General features: G+C 70.1%; 15 protein-coding genes. 14 read left to right on the top strand and 1 reads right to left on the bottom strand.

What is annotated here, in order from left to right; genetic code table 11:
- The coding region (locus BSZ36_RS19615) for a hypothetical protein (protein ID WP_179271288.1) at positions 1-750 on the top strand (750 nt) is incomplete at its 5' end.
- Positions 751-768: 18 nt separating this feature from the next.
- Here BSZ36_RS19615 and BSZ36_RS18060 read toward each other — a convergent pair.
- The gene (locus BSZ36_RS18060) at positions 769-2,784 is read right to left on the bottom strand and encodes a hypothetical protein (RefSeq protein WP_094551911.1); all 2,016 of its coding nucleotides are present in this window, start codon (positions 2,782-2,784) and stop codon (positions 769-771) included.
- A gap of 1,604 nt (positions 2,785-4,388) precedes the next feature.
- Between BSZ36_RS18060 and BSZ36_RS18055 the strand changes: the two genes are divergently transcribed.
- From BSZ36_RS18055 to BSZ36_RS17995, 13 genes are all read left to right on the top strand, one after another.
- Positions 4,389-5,489 (top strand): tyrosine-type recombinase/integrase, encoded by a 1,101-nt coding sequence (locus BSZ36_RS18055; RefSeq protein ID WP_094551909.1) that lies wholly within the window; start codon positions 4,389-4,391, stop codon positions 5,487-5,489.
- Between the two features lie 2 nt (positions 5,490-5,491).
- The gene (locus BSZ36_RS18050; RefSeq protein WP_094551907.1) at positions 5,492-5,893 is read left to right on the top strand and encodes a flagellar hook assembly protein FlgD; all 402 of its coding nucleotides are present in this window, start codon (positions 5,492-5,494) and stop codon (positions 5,891-5,893) included.
- Positions 5,893-6,105: a hypothetical protein gene (locus BSZ36_RS18045; RefSeq protein ID WP_094551905.1), complete on the top strand. Its 213-nt coding sequence runs from the start codon at positions 5,893-5,895 to the stop codon at positions 6,103-6,105. Before BSZ36_RS18050 ends, BSZ36_RS18045 begins: the two co-directional genes overlap by 1 nt.
- A 41-nt stretch (positions 6,106-6,146) precedes the next feature.
- The gene (locus BSZ36_RS18040) at positions 6,147-7,826 is read left to right on the top strand and encodes a metal-dependent hydrolase (protein ID WP_245837542.1); all 1,680 of its coding nucleotides are present in this window, start codon (positions 6,147-6,149) and stop codon (positions 7,824-7,826) included.
- A gap of 379 nt (positions 7,827-8,205) precedes the next feature.
- Entirely contained in the window at positions 8,206-9,126 is a 921-nt protein-coding gene (locus BSZ36_RS18035; RefSeq protein ID WP_094551901.1) for a hypothetical protein, read from the top strand.
- A gap of 116 nt (positions 9,127-9,242) precedes the next feature.
- Positions 9,243-9,590: a hypothetical protein gene (locus BSZ36_RS18030; RefSeq protein WP_094551899.1), complete on the top strand. Its 348-nt coding sequence runs from the start codon at positions 9,243-9,245 to the stop codon at positions 9,588-9,590.
- Positions 9,591-9,602: 12 nt separating this feature from the next.
- Positions 9,603-10,526: a hypothetical protein gene (locus BSZ36_RS18025; protein WP_094551897.1), complete on the top strand. Its 924-nt coding sequence runs from the start codon at positions 9,603-9,605 to the stop codon at positions 10,524-10,526.
- Positions 10,527-12,158 (top strand): hypothetical protein, encoded by a 1,632-nt coding sequence (locus BSZ36_RS19610; RefSeq protein ID WP_094551895.1) that lies wholly within the window; start codon positions 10,527-10,529, stop codon positions 12,156-12,158. It abuts the gene before it with no gap.
- Between the two features lie 163 nt (positions 12,159-12,321).
- Entirely contained in the window at positions 12,322-13,485 is a 1,164-nt protein-coding gene (locus BSZ36_RS18015; RefSeq protein ID WP_094551893.1) for an ATP-binding protein, read from the top strand.
- The gene (locus BSZ36_RS18010; RefSeq protein WP_143536995.1) at positions 13,482-16,211 is read left to right on the top strand and encodes an endonuclease; all 2,730 of its coding nucleotides are present in this window, start codon (positions 13,482-13,484) and stop codon (positions 16,209-16,211) included. Before BSZ36_RS18015 ends, BSZ36_RS18010 begins: the two co-directional genes overlap by 4 nt.
- A 384-nt stretch (positions 16,212-16,595) precedes the next feature.
- Complete coding sequence (locus BSZ36_RS18005) at positions 16,596-16,865, top strand: hypothetical protein (protein WP_094551889.1); 270 nt, start codon at positions 16,596-16,598, stop codon at positions 16,863-16,865.
- A gap of 16 nt (positions 16,866-16,881) precedes the next feature.
- Positions 16,882-18,276: an endonuclease gene (locus BSZ36_RS18000; protein WP_094551887.1), complete on the top strand. Its 1,395-nt coding sequence runs from the start codon at positions 16,882-16,884 to the stop codon at positions 18,274-18,276.
- A 1-nt stretch (position 18,277) separates the two neighbouring features.
- Positions 18,278-20,077, top strand: coding sequence for an ABC transporter transmembrane domain-containing protein (locus tag BSZ36_RS17995; RefSeq protein WP_179271287.1), 1,800 nt, complete (start codon positions 18,278-18,280; stop codon positions 20,075-20,077).
- Positions 20,078-20,179: the final 102 nt, after the last annotated feature.

The following is a 20,179-nucleotide window of genomic DNA, read 5'->3' as shown; positions in this document are numbered from 1 at the left end:
CTCCCGCTCTCGGTCGAGGGGCCATTCGGCTACTCCCTCGCCCCTGAGGCCCCCCTCCCCCGCTTCGACACCACCGGCTTCGTCATCACTCCCCCGCTGCGGGTGCTGGAGGACTCGCAGCACGAACAGGAGACCAATAACGTCATCGACCCGGCCTGGTGGTTCGCTCGTGTCCGGTTCCGCCGCCGTATCTTGCGCGCCGGCCGCGCCCACAGCGAAGAGGAAGACGACCTGGACAGCCTCCCCACGAAGCCCATCTGGACCCAGTTCCTCCCCCCCTCCTCTCACTTCCGCTATACCACGGGGGGCACCTCGGGAGCCATTCCGGTCCGCGACCTCCGGGTGACGAGTCACTCGCCAGGCCAGTGGAAGGTGTGCCGAGGCCGGGACGAACCAGCGCTCCCTCTGACCCCGTCGGCGAAGCCCGACCGAATGCACCTCTGGGTGCTAATCACCGAAGCCTTGACCGACGCCTATGGGCGGCGATCGCAGGAAGCATACCTGGACCTCCAGCCCCTCGAGAAGGGGAAGTTCTCGACGGAGAAGGCGTTCGACCGAGTGAGTGAGTACCGAGTGCGGATCGTCGAGATCCATTCGACTCCCCCCCAGGAGGGGACGGCCCCCGAGCCGATCGAGAGCCTGAGCGGGCCGTCTCTGATGGAGGCCCTGTTCCCGGATGCCGACGCGGGCGTCGAGGCCAGGGCCCGCATCGTCCGGCTATCCGGATACATCCCCGTCACCCACTCGTAAGCCCCAGCAGTTCACCCGCTAGTCGACCGTGGTCTCTTCTACCGGACGAGGGGCAGACTCGCTGAGGCCCTCAAATACGGCTGCGACAAGCACGTCGAACACGGCCCGCGTCTTCCAATGCTCGGTGTGGGCCACGAGCGGTATCCGCGCTTCGAGATCCTCGATGTCGTGTACACAGTATGGGCTGGCGACGCGGCCCGCCCGCCAGGCCGCGAGCGCGTGCTCGTCGCATAGGCTCTCGGAGTTCTTCCGCCCCCTCCGGAGCCGACTCCGAAGCCGGTCCACTCTTATGTCCTGCCCCCCTTTAATCCGGGGCACGTCGTAGAGGTCGAGTGCGCTACCGATGACGTCTCGGGGCGAGTGGACGTTGACCCAGGGGAAAGTCCTCACACTCGGGTCCAGGATGAGAGGCTGGGCTGCGTTCGCCAGCGCCTCGCGGATGTCCGACAGGGATAAATTCTGGGCCCGGAAGATGTAGGCCGTTTTGTCGAGCGGGGACCCGAACGTGAGGAGCAGCCTTGTCCGCTCCTGCACGAGGACGCCGGGTCCAGTGGACCCGGCGTCCTCGGCGAGCATCCGGTTCAAGGCGTCGTACGCGACGACGGAGCCGAGGGAGTGGCCGACGACCGCCACGCCCTCATAGAGAGGCATTCCGTCCTTTCCCCGGGCGTGGTATACCGCGCGAAGGACCGACAACGACGCCTCCCGGATGGCCCGTCGTAGGTCCGCGAATCGGTCGAGCGTGTGTGGCGAGATGTACGCGACCACGTCGCCGAGGTACTGCACGATCACGTTCCGGATGTAGGCCGACACGCCGAACAGCAACACCCAGACGACGGGCCGTAGCACCGTCACCTTCGTCAGCGGGTCGTTCCCGTCGAGCCACCTTGGTAAGACGGGCGAGAGCAGGGCGACAAGGCACGCGAGCACGACGGTGACAGAACCGGCAAGAGCAAAGGTGACAGCGGTGAGGCGGGCCCCTGCAAGCGGCCGACGGTCGGATGAAGAGGATGGGCCCTCGTCTCCATGCTCCTCTTCCCATATACGGTAGGCCTCGTACCGCTTCATCCCATCCCGCTTCGATAGCCATCCGGCGACGGCGCCCGATACGAGCGCCACGGCTAACACGACGGCGACGGGCCCCGGGGCGAGCCTCGGCAACCCCGCCGCGCTGGCGAGCATAGCGAGCGTGCCCACACCGACCCCGATCGTTGCCACTACCCAGACCCAGAGCCCGACCTGGAGGACGCCGAGCCAAAGCCGCCGCACCAGTCCCGGCTCGCCCCGCCGATACCGGGCCGTCACAGTCGTGAGCACCAGAAGCACGCCGAGCCCGACCGTCAACGCGAGATATCCAAACACGAGCGCCGTGAGGGCCCGCGTCACAAGTGGAGCCGGATTGCGTTCCTCGCCGCCCGTGGTGTCCTCCTCGACTAAGCGGGAGTCTTCGGCCGCCGTCGTCGCAACCACATCAAAGGAGGCGTCCACCACGACGCCCGCGATCACGGCGTTCAGCAGCACGAGCGACCCGAGCACGAGCGTCGTCGCCAGAAGCCCCCCAAACGCCCCCCCTGGGACCTTGTGGAGCACCCGCCTCTCAAACATGAATCGCTCGATGGGTTGCCCAACCCCCTTCCGAAGCCCGTGCCACGCTCCCCGGATCAGGAAGCGCAACACGTCACGGAGCGTGACCTCACCCTCCGTCAACGGCGCCCAGTACCCCTCATAGACATGAACGGGAGCGACTGATTCCCCGCCATCGACACAGATCTCGACCCGATGGGTCCGAACCCTCCCCTGCATGACCGGAGCGGCCTTGATGTCGATTCTGCCCTCCCCCACGCCACGCCGGCCAAGTGCCTGGACCATCCCACCCACGGTTTCGTCTAGCGTCGCGAAGCTTAGTTGCTGGCCCATCCCGTGAGCGACGAACACGGCGACGGGCCTCCGCTCCCCACACTTCGCCTCCATCGCCTCCGGCCGCGCGGTGTCGGCATGGAGTGGAGTCGCGGCGCGAGCGCTGACTTTCATCATGGGTGGAACAAATGGCGAATGAGGGGTGGCGAATGATATGTCATACAACCCAATGCCCAGCCCGCCCGACCAAATCGCAAACCATGGGGTCCGACAAGCAACAGAACCATTGTGAACGGTTGGCGAGGACCACCAACCGGTTAGGACGCCCATGAGCACGCTGCGCGCTGTTCACAGACCTCTCGGAACCGGCTGACAGCTCTCGACTCATCAGTGTCTCGGCCTCATGACCGCTTCAGAGCCCAGATGATGACCTTCGTGATCGGTTACCGGACAATCCTGCGCGTTTCCTTGTCGGCCCGCCAGTCTAGGAGCGCCGAACTGAACAATTGAGAGGAGCCTTCGGAAGGCGGAGCGTCGTCCACCTCCAGCCCTGGTCGCGCCTAGTTGTCCACGAATACGTAGGCGACCTTCTCCGAATACCTGGGCAACCTTCGAATAAGTAGGCGACCATCATGTAAGGTACAAGAGCGCCGAGCTAGCGAATAAGTAGGCGACCTTCCTATATGGACAAAGTGCTGCCGGAGCGCGCAGAAGCGAATACGTAGGCGACCATCCTCTAACCCTTCCTCTTCTAATCTGGTAACTAGGCCGAGGTCGGCTGTGGAGAAGCGGCCTCCCGGCTGTCGCCGGGAGCGGTTTGTTTGGGGAAGATGGGGGTGCAATAATGGAAGTACCCGACGGAGGCCATGTGACTGCCGTGCTCCGGGGCGCCCTGTGCCACGCCCGGATAGACGGCCGCTGGCGCGGCCTGAGCCATCGCCTAGCACGGGGACGGCGAGCGCTGCGCGCTCACCGCCCCCTCTCAGCCACGCCCGATGAAATGCGGCACCGAAGGGGGGCGCTGCGAAAGTCAGGCCATGCTGGACCCACCCCCGCCCGCCGTTGGCGGGCGGAGAGCTTCGTCCCACCGCCGAGGCCCGGGAGGCAAGCCTGACCGTCAGCGCGCTGGACGACCGCCGAGCCATACCCGACCGGCGGCCAGGCGAGGGGGCGGCGCGCTGACCGACCGCCGAGTCCGAGGGTGAAGCCGCCAGGCGAAGGGGCGGCGTGCGAGCGCGACGTCGTGCTGGGCCAGGCCGGGGGGATGGGCGCGCGGCCGACGTATTCAGACGCCAAGCCCGCCCACTCCCTTCCTCTCGCGTGGACCGAGGACCTCGACGACCAGCTAAACCGCAGACCTTCGGCGGGGCTCTGGGGCAGGCCTCCAGACGACCGATCTCCCCTTATTCCGTCGGCGCTCGCTCAACGGTCTGCCAGGCTGACAGCTCGGCGATCCAGAGTCGAATCGGCCCGCACGACTCGGCGGAGCCGATGTCGACGAATGGCCGGAAAACCGCTCTTTTGGTGTCCCCATAACTAATGTTATGAGGACAGCCCCTCGAAAAGTTTCAAAGAAGTGGCCGATGTGTTGCCTTTTAAGGGTGTCGCACCAAATGGTGTAAAGCGTCGCGTGCGGCCCGATCTCGGAGCGGCGAGGAGCCGGTCGAGCCCTCTCCCACCGCCGCCCGCGGCGACGAGGTGCGCCGCAGCGGCTTGACACTGAGGCCGTCGCCCCGTTTACTTGTGCCGTCTACCTCATAGTAGACGGCACGCGCTGAGGCGTGCGCTCGACTCCCCAGAAAGGACTGTTGATCTCTCCATCTGACGCGACCGCACGCCTGGCTGCACCCGATCCGGGGAGCAGCGCGAGCGTGGAGATGAGTCTGGCGGAGGCCATCGAGTTGTTCATCGGCCGGACACTCCACACCAAGTCCGGCAGCCGCCACACCGAGAGCGCCTACCGATCCGATCTCAAACACTTCGGGCGCTTCCTCGCCAATGACCGGCTGCGCGTGGGCACCGTCGGGCGCCGAGACGCCGAGCGCTACCTCACCCGGCTCTCGACTAAGCTGGCCGCCCGGACGGTCGCCCGCCGGATCTACTGCGTCCGGTCGTTCTACCGGTTCCTCCGGGGCATCGACGTGGTGACCACCAACCCCTTCGACGCCCTCGACCTGCCCGGCTTCAACCGGAAGTCGGAGACGCACAAGGTCCTGGCCGAAGACGAACTCGAACGCGCCGTGGCCCGGCTGTCCGACGACATGGTGGAGGCCAACCGCCAGCTCGAAGCCTCCGAGCCCGGAGGCGACCGGCAGCGCGCCTTTGCCGCCCTCTTTACGGCCGCCCGCCGCCGAGCCACCTTCACGCTTATGGCGTTTGCCGGGCTCCGGCGTGAGGAGGTGCTGACGCTCCCCCGCGAGGCCATCGTCCCACGACCGGACGGCTACTATCTCTCGTTCACCGGCAAGGGTGACAAGCGCCGCACCGTCCCGCTCGTCGGTTTCGCCTACCCCGCGATGACCGACTGGCTCGCCGTCCGCCGCTACGTGCCCAACGTGGCCGATGAGGTGTTCATCACGCTCGCCGGCCAGGCCGTCGACCCCAAGCAGATCCAGCGCGATTGCGCCCGCCTCCAGCGGCACGTCAAGACCCGGCACAAGCTGACCCCCCACGTGCTCCGCCGCACGTTCGGCACCCGGACGCTGCGCTACACCGGCGACCTACGCGGGACCCAGGAGCTCTTGGGCCACGCCTCGATCCAGACCACCGAGGTCTACACCCACGTCGACGAGGAGAGCCTGCGCCGCCTAATGGAGACCAACACCGTCGGCGCCGCCGAGCACGCCCGAGGCGCCGTCCTCGCCCACCACGTCCCCGTCTAACCATGCGCCGACTTCCCGCCGCGCTGGCCGTGGCCCTCGCCCTCGCCGTTGGCTGCACGCCGCCCACCGGCCCGACCGACTTCCAGGTCGTGTCCGGCTTCCGGGTCGACCCCACGTTCAACGCCTTCAACGAGGCGTGCGAGATCCGGTACACGTTGGAGGAATCGGCCCTCGTCCAGATCCGGATCGTCCGCATCGCCAGCGACGGGTCGAAGGAACTGGTGCGCCAGATCACCGAGGAGCGGCGCGAGACCTCCGGGCCGCGCACCGCCGCGTGGCGCGGCGTGGGTCCCAACGGCCTGTTCGCGCCCCAGGGCGAGTACGTGGTTGAGCTGTACGCCCGACTCGACGGCTCCGACCGCACCGAGCAGTGGGACCTCACCACCATCATGTTCCGCTCGTGATGGCCCGTAGCCCCCTCACCGTCCGCAGGTCACCCACTGGGTTCGTCGTCCATGACCCCGCGCTGGAGGCGGAGTTTGGTCGCCACTCGCTGCCGTTGCCGTTCACGCCAGAGGCCTCTGGCGAGGAGGTGCTCGCCCACCTCCGCCGCGCCAACCCCGGGCGTGAGGTCCGGCTCGCGGACGCACCGCCCACCCCCTCCCCACAGCGATGAGACTGGGCACCCATGTCGCCGGAGGCGTCCTCGGATACACCGTGGCCGCCACTTTCTTCCAGGTCCCCTGGACCGCTACCGGGGTCGTCGTCGCGTCGGCTGCCGCCGCGGCGCCCGACATCGACACGCTAGGCTCGACCGTCGGCCGCGTGTTCTCGCCTCTGGCGCGCCGCATCGAGCGCCGGTGGGGGCACCGGACGATCACGCACTGCTACGCCGCCCAGACAGCCGTCGCCGCGCTCGCGCTGCCGTTCGTTTGGGCAGGACTGCCGCACATCTACGCGGCCATCGTCGTCGGCTACATCAGCCACCCGTTTCTCGACACGTGGACCGTCCAGGGCGTCCGCGTCTTCTGGCCGTGGAGCGACCGCCGGGGCGTCTTCCCCTACTACAACCGCCAGGAGACGAGCTACCGCACCACGACCGGCAGCCGCGTCGACGCTTTCTTCGGCATCTGCTTCGTCTGCCTCACCATTCCGTTCGCGGTCTTGGAGCACGACGGGTACCAGCGGTTCGTCCGCAGGGTACAGGCCGACGCCTCAGCGGCGGTCCGCGACTTTCTGGATTGGAGCGCCGAAGGCTACCTGGTGCAGATCGAAGTCGAGGCGTCCGACCCCCAGCACATGCGCTTGCTCGAAGGCACGTTCGAGGCCATCGGCACGACGGGCGCCAACACGCTGCTCGTACGCGACACGACCGACGGCCGCGTGTTCTCGCTCGGCCCGGCCTACACCGCCAACTTCCAGCCCAGCCGCGTGCTCGCCCACCGCGGCGCCCAGGTCCAAGTCTCCCGTCGGCAGATCGACCTCGCGGGCCGGGTCCTGGCGGACCTCGAGTCCCTCGTGCCCGCGGGCGCCGACGGCCACCCGGTCCGCCACTTGATCGACGGCCAAGTGACGGTGACAGAGGCCGCTGGCGTCACGCCCGACGAGTTCCGGTTCGACACCGTCACCGGGACCGACAAGCGCCTGTCGTTCCAGTTTGCCACGCTCGCGGACCTCACGCGCCTCGACCTCACCGGGCTCATCGTCGAGCAGGGCACGGTCACGCTCCGGGTCTACGTCCGCGACGGCGAGGCCGAGGACTACGACCCGCAGGACATGGCGCGCTCCCAGGTCCGCCGCGTCACCTTCGCGCACAAGCCGTCCGAGCCGCCCCAGCTACTCGTCCGCGAGGGCCAGTCCGTCGCTGTCGGAGACACCGTGGCCGTGCTCACGTCGTCGGCCATGAGCACCGCGCAGCTCGACGTCGCCGAGGCGCAGGCCGACCTCGCCGCCGCCCAGGCGACGGCGCCGCCCGTGTCGGCCGATCCCGTCACGCTCCGCCAGAGGCTCGTCCAGGCTGAGGCATCCGTTCGGCGCGTCGAGGACCGCCACGCCGAAGGCTTCGAGCCCCAGAGCGCCGTCGATGCCGCGCGCGCCGAGGCCTCCGATCTACGCGCCCAGGTCGCCGCCGCCGAGAGTGCCGGAGCCCGCCGCACCGCCGAGTGGCAGCGCACGCGCGCCGAGCGCATCCGCCAGGCGACCGCCCGTCTCCGCCGGGCCACCCTCCGCCAACAGCAGGCGATTCGTGACGGCTACGTGCGGTCCTCGGGCGCAGGCATCGTGCGCCGCATCGAAACCCGCGACCTCGGCCCCGACCGCACCGAGGTCCGCATCGTGCTCGTGTCCGACCGGGCGGGCGACTCCGGCACCCCATCCACCAGCCCCCCAGAGCCCTAAATGGAGAGCGGCCACCGAGGACTTAGAGCCCTGCCTCGGTGGCCGCCACTTCCGTTGCGCGCGGGTACGCGCGCTAGATCGACACCCTCAACCGTGGCGACGTGACGTCGCCAAAGAGCCACCGATCCATGTCCCGATAATACGCGACACGGAGGAGGAGGCTCCCCGAGACCCGACGACCGCCGCCACTCCTCCCGTCCTCGGGAGGGACGGCGCGACTCGGCTACACCGGGCCGAAGCGCACTTCCACCCACCGCCGGTGGGTGGGCGCCCACCGTCCATCCCCGCGGAGGCGTGCCCTCGCCCCGCTCCTTTACACCGGAAGCCCGCCACGGCGACGTCCCGTCGCCGCTCGGGCGACCACACCCTCAACCAAGAGATGCGACTCTCACTTCTGGCGGCCTTTTCGCTCGCCTTGACTCTCACCGCCTGCGACACCGCTGGCCCCGGCCCCGACGTACCGACCGGCCCGGATGTGATCGACCCGATCACCAGCAACCAGCAGGCTCTCGTGACCGCTGCCTTCGCGGAGGTCGAGGAGCTGTTCGACCTCGGGTTCAACTCGTCCTCCGCCGCCCGCGTGGCGAGTAAGGACGCCGCCTCGCTCCCGATGGCGATGGCGTCCATGAGCGCGATGGTCGACACCACGACGTACACCGGCATCTACGATACCGGCAACGCCAAGGGCTACCTCGTCCAGATGTCCTACCGTGAGCCCCAGGGCGTCGGCGTCTGGCAGGCCCGCGTGCAGCACGCCCGCGCGGTCGATCACGACAACAACGCCGCTACGGCGGCGCTGGACGCCGTCGAGTCGGTTACGCTGACCTTCCTCAGCTATCCCGACCTCGACGCCTTCATCACCGCCCTCGGGGCAGGCACCAACGCCTACCTGACTGGCACGTCGGACGACGCCGAAGCCAGCTTCACCAGCTACGACACCTGGCGCGTGGCACAGGTCTACTCGCCCGGCGTGGGCGAGGCCGTCGTCGGCTACGCGAACCAAGAGCTGCGCGAGTCGGTGACCGTCCGCGAGCCCGTCGTGACGCTCAACACCAACGGCACCGGCACGGTCCGTGACGGTGGCGCTGACGGCGCGGTGCGGACGCGCTACTACGGGGCCGACTTCGCGATCGCCGCCGACGGGTCGTTCTCGGGCACCCTCCTTCGGACCCTCAGCTCGTCGGGCGACCTGTCCGACGGCTCGCTCGTCTCCCGCAACGACTACGTCAACGGCACCTTCCGCCAGACGAAGCAGCGCGGCGGTGACGGCGTGGTGGTCCGCGAGAACACCGAGGGGTAGCGCTCGCTTCGCTCGCGGGCCAGTGGCCAGTCGGAAGGGGCCAGTAGGGAAACCTCTGGCTGGGTTTGCCACTGGCTACTGGCCCCTTCCCACTGCCGCGCCGCAGGCGCACCCCCATGCTTTCTCACATCGACCCGTTCCGCCGTCGCTCCGTCGCGCTCGCGCTCTACCGGATGCTGACCGGCCACAAGTACGACATCTGTGTCGTGACCGAGAGCATCCGCGCTGCGGGACTGGACCACGATCGCCAAGCGATAGCCGCGCTCCGGCTCCACCACTGCGAGCACTACGCCGAGATGCCCCCAGGCTTCCACGCCGATCTCGCCAGCCAGACGCTCGCGCTGTTCGCCGGCCGCCCCGTCCTGGGCGACGGCTTCCTCAAAGACCTGGCGGCCACCGCCGGGCTCCGTCCCGAGGATGCGCCCAGCATCCAACGCCTCGTGACCGCCACGGCCGAAGCCTAAATCCCAACTCCCATGCGCCGATTCACCGACGAGCTCGACGACGATCACGAGGACGACCACCGCGCAGCAGCCGGGCCGCTCCGCCTGGCCGTCGTCGTGCTTGCCCTGGCGGCGCTGGCTCTCCTTCCCGCCCCCCTGGCGACCGCCCAGGACCTTCCCGGCTACGGCCTGGACGGGATGCCGCAGGACGACCCGCTGACCGCACTCTCCATCCTGGCCGACACCAGCGATGCCGGGCTGCGCGTGGAGCGCGCCCGCCTCGACCTGGCCCAGACCGAGCTGCACGCCGTCACCGGCTGGCGCCGCTGGCGCCCCGCAGCCGACTTCTTCGTCAGCATGTCCACACGCGGCCTAGCCTTCCCATCGATCAGCAGCCAGGGCTACGATCCGCAGTACGCCGCCATCGCGCGCTGGCCGGGCGACACCTGGGGCGTCACGCTCTCGTGGAGCATGGACCAACTCCTCGACCGCCGCCCCGTCAACCGCGCCCGCAACGCCGTCGAGGTGGCCGAGGCGCGCATTGATCTCTACCAGGCCCGACGCGCACAGCAGCAGGCGAGAGAGCGAGAGCGGGTCATCGCCCGCGCCGAGCGCGAGGCCGACGAGCGCGAGCGCGACGCCGAAGAGCTGCGCCGCGCCGACCTGGCAGCCCAGCAGCTTCGCATCGAGGCGGGCTTTCTCGCACAGCGCGTCGAAGCCCAGCAGGAGTTGACGCGCCTGGCGCAGATGAAGTACGACCAGGGCGATCTCGACTACGAAGGGCTGGCTCGGCAGCGGCTCGCGCTGCTGTCTGCTCAGCACGCCCAGGCGACGAACGCCGCGCGCCTCGCCACGCTCGACGCCGGAGGCGGTACCGACGTCGCGCTGCGCGACGTGGCGGCGCCCGTCGAGACCACGACCACACCTCTGGCATCCAGCACCCAGAGCCCTGAGTAGATGCTGACCACGGCGCGCCCCATCATCGAATCGGTCTCGGCGTCCTTCCTGGACCCGGTCTCGCTTGCCGACCAGCAGGCCCAGGGCGTCGTGTCGCTCATCGTCGTCCGCTACGACGGGACCGGCAACGGTCCCACCGAGAGCGGTCCCGGTGCCTCTGCCGAGAGCCACAGCACGCTCGGTCCCACCTACGACACGTTCGTCGCCGCCAGCGGCCAGCTTCTCGCGGTCGCCCGAACCACGACCGACTACCGGTTCCCGGTCATGCCCGCGACCGCACTCGGGCGGTTCATCGAGCACCGCGACGCTGGGCGCCCGGCGTTCCTGTCGGTCTACGAACTGGACGAGGGGGACTGCGCACGCTTCCTCGAAACGGTGTTCTACTCGGAGTGCCTGAAACTCCACGTGGACGGCGCCGAGTCGGCCGCGCTCGTCGTGCACCAGATCGCGCGCTCGGGTTGCGGAAACGGCATTCTGGAAGTCAACGACTTCTCCGATCCGCTCGCCCCGCGCATCCGGCTCCTCGACCTCGACGGGCTGGCCGTGTCGATCGGGACCGTTCCGCCACCCGAAGAGCGCGACGCGGGCGAAGACCCAGCCATCGAGACCGGGACGGTCGATCCCGGAGGACTGACGGCCGTGCTCGCCGGGCATCTCGACGGCGTCCAGGGCCGCGTGCTTCTCTACGACCGGGCCAAAAACAAGGCCGCGATGCCCGCCCGGACCGACCGGGCGTTCGACCTCGACGGCATCATCGAGCAGGCCAACCGCCTAGCCGAAGCGCGGCGTGGGGCCTCTGGCGACGCCGCGGCCATCGCCATGCAGCGGACGGCGGCCGAGCTCCGAGCGGCCGCGCCCGACGAGCACACCGAGCGAGTCGAGAGCTACCTTCGGGATCACGCCGAACGGCCGCGCCTGGTCGAGCCGAACCACCCGCACGCGACCAACCTGGGTGTGCTGGTGGCGGAGTTGCAGGGCGGCGGTCCCGCCGCGCCGCCCTCGATGCCCACCAGACCCCGTAGCGGTCTCGCCTTGGGCGTGATGGACGAGCCGGGTGCCCCGGCCGAGACGGCAGCAGGCGATGGCGCGAGCGCTCTCCTCCCCTCCACGGAGGGGAGGGCCGTCATCGCTCCGGCCACTCCGGCACCGCCCGCCTCGACGCCTCCCACCTCGGGCACCGAAGGCGACAGCCAGGCCGGGCCTCCGCCCGTCCCCCAGCCTGCGCCGACGGCGGCACCCGTCCCCGCCGCGCCGTCCCCGGCGACGCTCCCCTCCCCCGCTCCGGCCTCTGGCGAGCGCCACCGCCTCGCCACCCAGCTCGACCGGCTCCGGGCTGATGTCTTCGAGCTGTTTGAGGACGCCGTCGGCCGCGAGCGCGCCGTCGCCCACGAGGGCCACATCCTGGCCGACACCGGCATCCCGTCGCCCGTCTCGGCCCACGACACCGTGCGCTACCTCCGCTCGCTGCTCTGCGACGAGCCGCCCAAGCGCTGGCACTTCTTCAAGCGCAGCCGGACCAAGATGTACGCCGAGGTCACGAGCAAGCTGCTCGCCTTCCACGCCGCCAACTCGCACGTCGACGACCCGATCGTCCACGAGGTCACCAAGCTCTGGACCCGGCTCCACAAATAGGCTATGCGTGATGGGCTCTTCCGTAGTCGAGCACGAGCAGGCGGTTTCGCCTGCAAGGCGCGTGAAGCAGTCGATGCGCCAGCATCGGCGATGCAGCGCAACGCGGCAGGCGGGACCGAACGCCGGGCGCAGACAGGACGAGTCCCTTCACACATAGCCTGAGATGGCCTCCACCTCCGCCCCCCGGCTCTCGTCCATCTCCCGGCCCGACGCGCTCGCCGCGTCCGTCCTCGCCTCCGGCCAAGCCGTTGGCGCGCTCCGCCCGGTCGGCGTGCCCGGTGCGCCCGACTGCACCGTCCTCACCGACCCGATCCGGCTGGGCAACGGGCATGTGCTGGCCGAACTCGTGGACCGCGCCATGTTGGGGCGGCACACGCTCTTGCGTGGCGACGAGGGCGTCGGCAAAACCCGCATCCTCGAAGACCTAGTGGCCGTCGTCGCCGGGCGGCGCGTGCTCCTGGACGGCGCCGCCCAGACGCGCGCCCGCCGCAGGTACGTCGAGATGCCCCAGGGCGCGGACGAGGCCTACACGCTCGTCTACGTGGCCGAGGCCGGGCCGAACGGCAGGCTGGTGGACGCGCTCGCCAAAGCCTTTCACGAGTTGGGGATTCTGGCCCTGCCCGGCATCCCGCCCGCGCTTCGCGCCGGAGCGTGCGACGAGTACGAGTGGACCGAGGTCAAGAAGATCCTCCGGACCGTGGACGAGCGGCAGGAAGCCGTGGTCGAGAGCCTGCACGACCTGGCCGGCGGCGGCCGGGCGCCGCGCCTCTTGATCGTCCTCGACGCGCTCGACCGAGCGAGCGCGAGTCAGGGCCTCTTTCTCCGCGAGTTGCAGCAGCGCGCGACCATCATCGGCGCCATTCGAGCCCTCCCACAGAGCCGCAGCCTGCGCACGTTTATCGCCACCTTCGGCCAGATCCCCGTCGAGGCGCTGGGCCAGGAGCACACCGCAGCCCTCTTCGAGTACTTCGTCTCGCGCTACGCCATCGCCAGCCCGGACGTCAAGCACTACCGGCGCGAGGTGCTGCGCCGCGCCGAGGGCAACCCGGCCATCCTCCGCGCCATGATGCACGACGGCGCGCAGTCGCAGATCGTGACCGAGCAGGACGTCCGCGACCTCCAGGCCCGAGACGACGCGCCCTTCTTCAACCTCGGCCTCATCTACGTCTTCTTCCTCATCGGGCTGGGCAGCGTCCGCGTGTTCATGTCAGGCGTCCAGAACACGGACCTGACCATCGTGCTCACGATCGTCACCGTCCTGGGCTACTTGATCTTCCGCGTCTTCCGGGTGCTGTTCATGTTCACGCCCCGGCCCGAGTCGAAATGAGAACCGCCACCCCACCGCCTCTGGCGTCGATCGTGCGCGGCGACCGCCGCTCTGCTACGTTGAGGGCGTTAGGAGGCTCTGCGGCCATTGCCGCAGCACGCTCCCTGGCAGGCGCGGCCGCCCGTGTGGTGGCGGGCGGTCGCGACCGGCGGGCCCCCTCCCCTCTGGCGCCAGAGGCCCGCGTCCTCCTCGTCGCGCTCCTCCTCGCCGCACCCTCCCTCCGTGCGCAGACCCACGCCGCGGACGACCAGACGCTGGCGTTCTTCGACACCCTATGCTGCCAGGCAGGCGGCACGCCCATCGACCGGCATGTCCCCGAGATCGGGCCGGTCTGGACCGTCGAGGGCACAGCCGACGACGCGCTCAAGCCCAAGGTCACGTCCAGCCGTGTAGGCTTCGAGCCCGGCGTACCCGCCGTGGCCGTGAACCGAGGGCCGACCGGCGCACGGACGATCCGCGCCGTCGTGTGGGAGCCCCAGGGCCACACCGCCGCCGTCACGGTCTACCTCATGGAGCGCTACCAGGACGCGCAGAACTATGCCACGCTCCGCTTGCGCTGGACGGCATCGGGCGCCACGATCGCCGTCGATGCCGTCGCCGTCGCCGGGGGCACCACCTCCGCTACAATCGCGCTCGGCACGATCCCCACCAGCGGCTACGCGCGCCTGCTCCCGGTCGAGATCGAGAGCACGCCGACAGCGGGCGGCCACACCTGGAGCGTCCACGTGGACGGTACGCCCCTTCCGTCGGCCACACTTCCCGGGCTCGTGGGCGAGTCCCGGTTCGGGCTCGCCGCCGAAGCGCCCACGCACCCGAACGGGGGCTACCACGCCCGCATCGAGGACCTGGTCGTGCTCGTGCCGAGCACGCCGGTCACCCTCGTCTGTGACGGCCTCCGAGGCTGGAACGCCGAGAGCTGCATCCGCGACGCTTACCCCGTCACGCGCACCTACGACTACGACGAGGCGCGCGACTACCTGTTCGAGACGGTCTGGGTCGAGAACGTCCGCCAGGCCGGGAGCACCGTCTACCGCGACGTGAGCGGCGTCTACGGTGGGCTCGTGCGGTCGTGGACGACCGACACGCCGTTCTCGCCGCGCGACCAGATGCAGGACGCCGACTTCAACACCGAGCACGTGTGGCCGCGCAGCCGAGGCGCGCAGACCCACCCGTCCACCGACGGCGCCGCACACAACGACCTCCACCACCTCGCCCCTGCCTACGGTACGTTCAACAGCGCCCGCTCGAACCGGGCCTTCGGCGACGACTTCGACCACGCGAGCGACACCCAGAAGTGGATTCGAAACGCCACCAGCCGCTACAACTCGTCGGGGCCACCGTCCGACCCCGCGACGTGGAGCCGCGTCGAGTACGACTTCCTCCGCCAGTCGGACAACGGCGACGGCAGGAAGGAGCTGGATGAGCTCGGCCGCTTCGACGTGCGCCACTCCATGCGCGGAGACGTGGCGCGCATGGCGGCCTACTTCCTGGTCACGTACCGCATCGAAGCCGAAGATGGCGACGAAGGCCGCGAGTTCATCGACGCCACGCTCGACGTGCTCCTCGACTGGCACGAAGGGGATCCCGTGGACGCCTTCGAGCGCGAGCGCAACGAGCGGATCTACCGCATCCAGGGCAACCGCAACCCGTTCGTCCTGGACGAGACGCTGATGCGCCGGGCGTTCTACCAGGGAGCGGGCCAGCCCCGTGCGCGCGACCTGTGGATCAACGAGGTCCACCACTCCAACGACGGCGCCGACGCCTTCGAGGGCGTCGAGATCGCGGGCCGCGCCGGAACGGACCTGTACGGCTACCGGGTCTGGGTCTACTCGGGCTACGGCTTCATGTACCAAGTCGACGGCAACGGCACTGACAACTCGCCCGCAGTCGCCTTCCGGGGCACGATCGACGACGAGGGCGGCGGGCTGGGCGCGGTCTGGCAAGGCGCCGAAGGGCTCCGCGGCGGCTGCCAGGGGCTCGCGCTCACCGACCCCGACGGCGTGCTGTTGCAGTTCGTGAGCTACGGCGGCTGCCAGTTCAACGCGATTGAGGGGCCGGTCTTCGACGCCGCCGAGACGGCGCAGCCCGGTGGCGGCTCCCCCGCGCACGCCGACTCCCTCGCGTGGAGCGAGATCATCCGAGGCGAGCGCTTGTCCAACGGCACGCACCGCCGGGTCCAGCAGTGGAGCGAGTTGCCCGCCGGGCACACGCTCCAACTCTCCGGCGCCGGAGACGCCTACGCCGACTTCGCCTGGTCCGGCCCGCTCCCCCAATCGCGCGGCCGTCTCAACGATTGGCAGGCGCCCGCCGCCGCAGCGAACGCCCGCAGCGGGTGGGCCTCTGGCGACGACGTGCCGCTCGGGATGGTGGCACCCGCCCACGACACCAGCCACGATGAGGACCGCGACGGCATTGATGCGCCAGACCTCGGTACCGAGGCGGGCACAGTCGACGACCCGAAGGACGGCGCCAGCCAGCTGGCGGTCTCGCTCCCCGCACCCAATCCGGCGCACACGTCGAGCCGCATCCAGATCACCGCACCCGTCGGCGCGCGCGTCCAGGCGGTCGTCTACGACGCGCTCGGCCGAGCCGTCGCACACATCGACGACGCGCCGGGCGACCTCCGCCTCGACGTGTCCGGCTTGGCCTCTGGCGCCTACATCGTCCGCGTGACCGCTGACGGCAGCGCCCAGACCGTCACCCATCGCCTCACGGTCGCCCGATAGGCGGCCTCACGTCGACAAAGCCCTCAGCGACCATGAACACGACATCGCGACACACTGCCTCGCCGCTCTCTGGTTCGGCGCTCGTCACCCAGGCGGGCGCGGGCGAGCCCACTGCCCGCCGGGCCTCCTCACACCGGGCCGCTCGCGCGGCCGAGGTCGCAGGGGAGGTGGGGGCGGCGGCGCTCTCTACAAGCAACACACCGTGCTCACGCCGTCAAGGCCTTCGGGCCGCGAGCGGCCCTCGCACGCGCCGCTCTCCCCTCCCGAGAGAGGGGAGGCGGCGGCCTTGACTGCGCTGCGCGCGGCGTGGGCGCATAGGGGTGCGCCGTCGGCGCTCCGTTCGGCTCCCGGTCGGGCGTCTTCGTCGTTTTGCCCCGTGTCGCCATGTCGTTCCTCTCTCGCTTCTCCTGGTGCCTGGCCGCGGTCGGTCCGTCGCTCCTCTACGGGCCGGTGGCAGCACTGCTCGCTTGGGCCTGCGTCACCGGCGGCTGGTCGCTGCACGGCTGGGTCCCGTCCGTCCAGTCAGCAGCGGCGGTCCCGTGCGGGCTGCTCTCGGTCGTCTTCGGCGGGCTCGTCGCCAGTGAGTGGCAGCACGCCGCGTCCATCCGTCGGCTCGTCGCCCGGCAAGCGGCCATCGGGGCGGCGGGCCGGTAGCCGCCTAGCGCGCTGCGTGGCCGCGCTGCTCGTCGCCCTGGCGGCGCCTCTGGCGCTCGCTCAGAGCGGCGGGACGATATACCCGGACCTCACCGCCGACGACCTGACGACCGCGCTGGCATCGGCCTACACGCCGACCTCGACGTACAGCTACGACCGCGCCCGCGACACCCTCTTCGCCGTCGTCCACATGGAGCGGCTGGACGATGGAACGTCCACCGACAGCCTGCGCGGCTTCTATTCCGGGCACGCCGTCTGGATCGACCCGGCTCTCGATCCGACGTCGGCCGCCTGGGCGTCGAGCCCACGCTACTCCACCGAACACCTCTGGCCCGAGAACCGGGGTGCGACCGAGGGCACACCGGCCCACAAGGACATGCACCACCTGGCGCCCGTGATGCAGTCGGTCAACAGCTCCCGCAGCGACCACCCATTCGCGGAGATCGACGACGCTGAGGCCGACCGCTGGTGGGGACCCGACGGCACCACCCGGACGAGCGCGCCGCCTCTGGCGACGCGCGACCTCTACACCGAGAAGCGCAACGGCACCTCTCCCCTGCTCGAACCGCGCGAGTCCGTCGCCGGCGACGTGGCGCGCGCCATGTTCTACGTCTGGACCGTCTACGGCACGCACGGCGCCGATCATCTCGACGTCCAGTTCTGGGCCGAGCAGCGCATCACGCTTCTCGACTGGCACGCGCAGGACCCGCCGGACCAAGCGGAGATCGACCGGACGCGCATCATCGAAGCCCACCAGGGCACGGCCAACCCGTTCGTGCTCGACGCGACGCTGGCCGCGCGTGCCTTCGGCCCGCCGCCCGTCCAGATCGCGCTGGCATCGTTCACCGCCGAGCAGACCGCCAGCGGCCAGGCACGCGTCACATGGAGCACGTCGGCCGAGGCGGGTATCGCCGCGTTCCGCATCGACGGCCGCGCCGACGTGTTCGGTTCCACTTGGACAACCTGGGGCACGGTCGATGCCGACGGGCAGCCGTCGGCCTACGGCCTGGACGTCGCCGCCCTCGCCGTCGGCGCCTACCGTGTCGGGCTGACGGCCATCGACGCCGAGGGCGCCGAGACGCCGCTGGGTGATGTCGGGCTCACCATCGAGACGCCGACCGACGGCGAGGACGACCCCGACGCGCAGCCGTTCACGCTGGCGGCGCCCGCTCCCAACCCGGCGACCGGACGCACGACGGCCACGCTCACGCTTGACCGTCCGACGCGCGTGCTCGCCGTGGTCTACGACGCACTCGGCCGCGAGGCGGCCGTCGTCTACGACCGCATCGCCGTCGGTAGCGTGGATGTCCAGGTCGACACGACCGACCTGGCGCCCGGCGTCTACGTCCTTCGAGCCGTCGCCGTGGACGGATCCGCCGCCCAGGCGCGGCGCTTCACCGTCGTCCGCTGACATGGCGAGTGAGACACCAGGACTCCGGCGATCGCTGGCTGACCTGCGCCGCCTGGCGCGGCTGTTCCGCTCGGAGTGGCCCGCGCTGAGGCGCGCGGGCGCGCTCTCCGTCGTCTCGGGTGGGCTCGGTCTCCTCGCGCCCGTCCTGGTGGCCGTGCTGTTCGACCGCGTCTATCCAGCGGGCAACGTGTCGCTTCTCGGGCTCGTCGTGCTCGGAATCATCGCCGCGACGGCGGGCGAGGGCGTGACGCGCAACCTCTACCGCTTCGCCGCCTTCGCGGCCCGAACGCGGATGCGCGACGTCGCGCGGCTGGCCCTTTTCAACCATGTGCTGCATCTGCCGAGCCGGGTTCTGGAGTCGAGACGCAGCGGCGAGATCGCCAACCGCTTCGGGGACGTGCGCGACGTGCTCGACACCGGCGCCGACGCCGCGCTGACGGCCATGAGCCAGAGCGTCTACCTGATCGCCGTCCCGCCGATCCTGTTCCTAATCGAGCCGCGCCTGGCTCTCGTCGCCCTGGTGGCCGTACCCATCACCGCTGCGATCACGGCCACGCTCGGCACGATGGCGAACCGGCGGTGGGCCACGACCTACGACGCCTACGACGAGTGGGCCGCGTTTCGCGTCGAGGCGATCCGCGAGGCGCGCACGTTCAAGTCGATGGGCTGCGAGGCGGCGCTGTACCGCCGCGCCCAGCGCCACGTCGCGCAGGCGCACGAGGGGACGGTCGCCGCGACGGGGCTCTGGTACATCTGCAACAGCGCCAACGCCGTCGTGCGCGCGCTCCACATCGCCGCGCTCACCTACGTCGGCTGGCGGCTCGTCCTGAGCGGCGGCCTCACACTCGGCGGCTACGTGGCCTTTCAGGCCTACGCGGCGCTGCTCCTCGCGCCGCTCTCAGCCCTCATTGACGCTGGCGGCAAGCTCCAGAAGTCCGCCGTCTCGCTCGGCCGCGTCTTCGACTTGGCCGACGAGCCGCCCGAGGCGGACCCGGCAGCCACCATTGCGCGCGCCGAAGGCGTGGCCCGGCACAAACGTGTCGCCTACACCGGCCGCGTCCGGATGCGCGGCGTCCGCTTCCGCTACGCGCCCGACGCGCCGGGCCTCGACCTCGACCGCCTCGACCTCGCGCCCGGCGAGGTCGTGGCGCTCGTCGGGCCGTCAGACTGCGGCAAGACGACGGCGCTTCGGCTGCTCGGCCAGGTCGAGCGCCCCGATGCGGGCGCCATCGAGGCGGAGATCGACGGCGACCACGCGACGACATGGACGCTGATCGGAGACGCACCGGGCTGGCGCGACCGCGTGGCCGTCTGCTGGCAAGAGCCCGGCCTGCTCTCGGCGTCGGTCCGCGACAACCTGCTCGTGGCCGCCGAGGACGTGGCCCGGCGCGAGATCTCGGACGCCGAGATCCACGCCGTCCTCGACGCGTGCCACCTGGGCGACCGCGTCCGCGAACTCGCTCGCCAGTCCGCCGCCGCGGACGGCGGAACCGACGATCCGCTCGACGTGGCGCTGACCGAGGGCGCAGCCTCGATCTCCGCTGGCGAGCGCCAGCGGCTCGCGCTCTTGGACGAAGCCGCCACCAACCTCGACGCGGCGACCGCGCACGCCGTGCTGACGTGCGTCCTAGACGAGCTGCGATCGCACCCCGAGCCGCCCGCCGTCGTGCTCGTCTCGCACCAGCCCGAGCACGCCGCGCTTACCGACCGCACCGTCCGCCTCGGAGCGCGACCCGTCGCGGGAATGCACACGTCGAGCGGCGACGGACGAGCCGGAGCGCTCCCGGCCCTCACGTCCTGACCCATGCACGGAGACGGTACCGCACGCACAGATGCGCCCACGTGGACGCTCACGGTCCCCGATGCCTCAGAGACCCAAGCGCCCTGGGCGGCCCAGAGCGCC

The organism is Rubricoccus marinus (assembly GCF_002257665.1).
GTDB lineage: Bacteria > Bacteroidota > Rhodothermia > Rhodothermales > Rubricoccaceae > Rubricoccus > Rubricoccus marinus.
Note: the sequence above shows the minus strand (reverse complement) of the source record. Positions and strands in the feature narration are given on the sequence as shown.